The organism is Microbacterium sp. UBA3394, from assembly GCF_002358725.1.
Classification (GTDB): Bacteria; Actinomycetota; Actinomycetes; order Actinomycetales; family Microbacteriaceae; genus Microbacterium; species Microbacterium luteum.
This window is the reverse complement of record NZ_DEPK01000078.1, coordinates 1-3617: the sequence shown is the minus strand read 5'-3', so window position 1 is coordinate 3617 and position 3617 is coordinate 1. Positions and strand designations below refer to the sequence as shown.

Genomic DNA, 3617 nt, shown 5'->3' with positions numbered 1-3617 from the left:
CGGAACGAAACCCAGGGCGATTCATCCGGACGCCGACGGCGGCTCAACAGCAGTTCACCTCGTCCGGTGCGACCAAACGGGGATCGAGTCGCGGGGTTGGTTTCGGCTCCTTTGCGGAGCCGTCGCGCCCGGTGCGGCGACCTCCCGTGCGCCAACGCAGGCTGTGCGGGCGGATTCGGCGCCGCAGCGGCATCCCAACACCGTCCCAGCCTGAGTTAGGTCCGGCGGAAGGGTGGAAGGACGGAGGTGGCGACGCCTCGGGGCGATGGGTCAGCGGGGCGGAACCAGCTGCTGGAACTCGTTGAAGAGCGTCATCACGTGCTCGTCGAGGTCGACCTGGGCCAGCAGAATGCCGATCGTGCCGTCGGGGTCGACGAAGAAGTCGGTGCCGAGGCCGCCCGACCAGCCGAACCGACCGGCGTGGTCGCCGCCGGTCTGCACGCCCACGCCGAAGCCCCACCCCATCTGGTCCCAGAATCCGGGGAAGAAGCTGTCCGGTCGCTTGAGAGCGTCCGGGATCTGATCGGATGTCATCAGCGTCAGCAGCTCCGGCGACACCAGCGGCCCGTCACCGACCTCGGCTCCGTGGCTGAGTGCGCGGAGAAAGCGGGCGTAGTCCGCGACGGTGGACACGAGCTCTTCGTGGCTGACGTCGTGGGCGGGAGGTCCGGCGTAGAACCCGCCACCGGCGGGTTCGCTCTCGACCAGCACGTCGCCGTCGCGTCGGTAGGTCGCCGGCAGTCGGTGCGCGGATGCTGACGGGGTCCAGAATCCGGTGTCGACCATGCCGAGCGGGACGAGGAGGTCGTCACGCAGATGGTCGGGCGTGGAGCGGCCGACCACGCGGGAGATGAGGACGCCGAGAATGCCGAAGGAGTGGTGGTAGCGCCATCCCTCACCCGGGGCGAAGGCGAGCGGAAGGCTCGCCGCCCTTGCCAGCCACTCGTCGGCCCCGAGGCCGCTCGGCTGCGGACCTGCCTCGAGTCCTGTCTCGACCATGGCCTGGGCGAGAGGGGAATCGGTCGTCATCATGCCGTATCCGCTGGTGTTGGTGAGCAAGTGGCGCACGGTGATCGGCCGGGGCGATGGCCGCGTGTCGTCGAGCGGCGCGTCCGGATGCGACAGCACGACCGGGTCGGCGAGCTCCGGCAGCCATCGCGCCACGGGGTCGTCGAGCTTGATGAGCCCACGATCGACCAGCCGCAGCGCCGCGACGGTGGTGACGGGTTTGGTCATGGACTGGATGCGGAAGATCGCGTCGACGTCGAGGTCCGGTCCGCCGAGCGCGGACGCACCCACGGCGAGCGGTGCGGGGTCGGCACCCGGTGCGACAACGACGGCGACGGCTCCGGGAACGGTGCCGGTCGAGACGTGACGCGCCAGCAGCTGCTCGAGCGGGGAGGTCATGAGATCACCGTGCCACGCTGTCGCCGTCTGTGCACCAACTCGGCCTCCTGTGCGCCAACTCAGGCTGAGAGGGCGAAATTGGCGCCGCTGCGGGTGTCGAGGCCCGTCTCAGCCTGAATTGCTGCGCGAAGGCGTGCGCGAAACGGGGTGAAGGCGGTGTGAGGCCGACCGGCGGCGTGGTGAGACCGGCCGACGCCGGGGCGAGGGCGACCGGCGCCGTAGCGGAAGCCGCGTGACACCAACTCAGGCTGAGAGGGCGGATCGGGCGCCGCAGCGGCCGTTCGGGGCGGTTCCAGCCTGAGTTAGGGCAAGAAGGGCGGGGGTGAAGGCAGCGGCGAAGATCGGGCAACGGCGAAGACCTGGCGACGGCGACAGACGGGCGGGCCGGCGGACGCGAAGGTGGGACCCTGAAAGGCGGGCGTGCGCGAAGGAGGGCCGCACCGACCCGCGCCGACCCCCGCCGACCCGCGGCGACCCCCGCCGACCCGCGCCGACCCCCGCCGACCCGCGGCGACCCGCGGCGACCCGCGCCGACCCGCGTCGACCCGCGCCGGGCCCGTGCGGAATGCGTGACGCTGCCGACGGTGTTGCCCACGGTGTGAGCTGAGGCGTCCGCGCAGACGGCGGACGGGGAAAAGGACGGTACTCATGGCACGCATCACGGTTCTCGGCGGCAGCGGATACGCTGGAGCGGCGGTGGCCGCTGAGGCGGCGCGCCGCGGACACGAGGTCACGTCGGTCAGCCGCTCGACTCCCGACGCGTCGGCCGAGGGGATCGACCACGTGGCCGGAGACGCGCGCGACGCGCAGACACTGTCGAGCGTCGTGCAGGGCCGCGACGCCGTCGTGGTGGCCCTGTCGCCCCGCGGTGACATGGCGGGCGAGGTCGAGGATGTGCTGGAGCGCCTGCTGGACGAGGTCGCCGGCTCCGCGACGCGCGTGGGCTATGTCGGCGGGGCATCGTCTCTGCAGCTCGAAGAGGGCGGGCCCACACTTTGGGACGTCTCCCACGAGAACCTCCCTGCCGAGGTCAAGCCCGAGATCGAGACGGGTCTGCGCACCCTCGACATCCTGAAGCAGTCCCCGGAGTCGGTCGACTGGTTCTACGTCAGCCCGCCGTCGGACTTCGGCGCCTGGCTCAGCACGCCCTCGCGCGGGTCGTACGTGCTCGGCGGCGACGTTCTCCTCAAGGACGCCGACGGAGCCTCGACCATCTCCGCCGCCGACCTGGCGCTGGCGATCGTCGACGAGATCGAGCACCCCGCCCACCGGCGTGCCCGCTTCACCGCCATCTGGGGTCCGGCCTGACCGGCACCCCCGCCGCAGGGGCTACCCGGTGCCGACGGTCGCGATGGATGCGCGCTCGGTCCACGTGCGCGCGGTGACCCGGTCGAGATCGACCTGGCGGCGCATGGCCAGAGCCTTCTCGTAGAGCGACGGGTCGCCGTAGCTGGTGAGCACCTTCACGATCACCGGCAGCAGCTCGATCATGAAGAACAGGCCTGCGATGAGCAGGTGCGCCCATCGGATCGCCGGTTCCTGCTCAGCCAGGCGCTCCATGGCGCTCATCTGGCTGAGCAGCCCCGTCGCACCCGCGTTGCCCGACGCGACGGACTCCGCCTGCTCGTTGTATGCCGCCAGCGCCATGTCGTATTGCTCCCGGGCCACGGGCAGCTCGTCTTCGGCCTGCTGCTTGTTGATCTCGGATGCGCTGGCCGCGGCATCCGCGCTGGCGCCGTTCGCGGCGGTGAGGGCGTTCTGCGCCTCCAGCAGCTGGGCGGCCGTCTCGTCGTATGCCGCCTGCGCCGCGCTCAGCTGCGCCTCGGCGGCCTCCGAGCTCGACCCTTCGCCCGTGACGCCGGAGCATCCTTCGACCTCGCCGGCACCGGCGCCCGTCAGCTCGCACTGGTAGAGCAGGCGCGCCTCGTCGATGACCGCCTGCTTCTCGGCGAGCTGGGCGGTGAGCTGGTCGACCGTCGTCTGCGCGGCGGCCGCCTCGGCAGAGGTCGACGATGTGCCCGCGATAATGCCCGTCGCCGCCTGGTTCTCCAGTTCGGCGAGGCGCTCGCCGGCAGCGTCGAGCGCCTGCGCTTCGGGCCCGTCGGTGACCGCCGTCTGGTCCTCGAGGGCCTGCACCACGTTGGTCGCGTTCATCTCGCGCGTGATGTCGTTCTGGAAGATCTGCAGCACGAGCGGTTCCGCCACGACGA

Annotated in this window: 3 protein-coding genes; 1 reads left to right on the top strand and 2 read right to left on the bottom strand. The window is 71.2% G+C overall.

Annotation, left to right across the window (positions count from 1 at the left end):
* Positions 1-270 precede the first annotated feature (270 nt).
* Positions 271-1407, bottom strand: coding sequence for a serine hydrolase domain-containing protein (locus tag B4E30_RS04495; protein ID WP_286793674.1), 1137 nt, complete (start codon positions 1405-1407; stop codon positions 271-273).
* Between the two features lie 648 nt (positions 1408-2055).
* Between B4E30_RS04495 and B4E30_RS04490 the strand changes: the two genes are divergently transcribed.
* Entirely contained in the window at positions 2056-2715 is a 660-nt protein-coding gene (locus tag B4E30_RS04490; protein WP_286793673.1) for an NAD(P)-dependent oxidoreductase, read from the top strand.
* Between the two features lie 21 nt (positions 2716-2736).
* Here B4E30_RS04490 and B4E30_RS04485 read toward each other — a convergent pair.
* The coding region (locus B4E30_RS04485; RefSeq protein WP_286793672.1) for a DUF4407 domain-containing protein at positions 2737-3617 on the bottom strand (881 nt) is incomplete at its 5' end.

Excerpts from the sequence above, each read along its gene's own strand:
- B4E30_RS04490 (WP_286793673.1), top strand. The coding sequence starts at position 2,056 with ATGGCACGCATCACGGTTCTCGGCGGCAGCGGATACGCTGGAGCGGCG.
- B4E30_RS04495 (WP_286793674.1), bottom strand. The coding sequence starts at position 1,407 with ATGACCTCCCCGCTCGAGCAGCTGCTGGCGCGTCACGTCTCGACCGGC.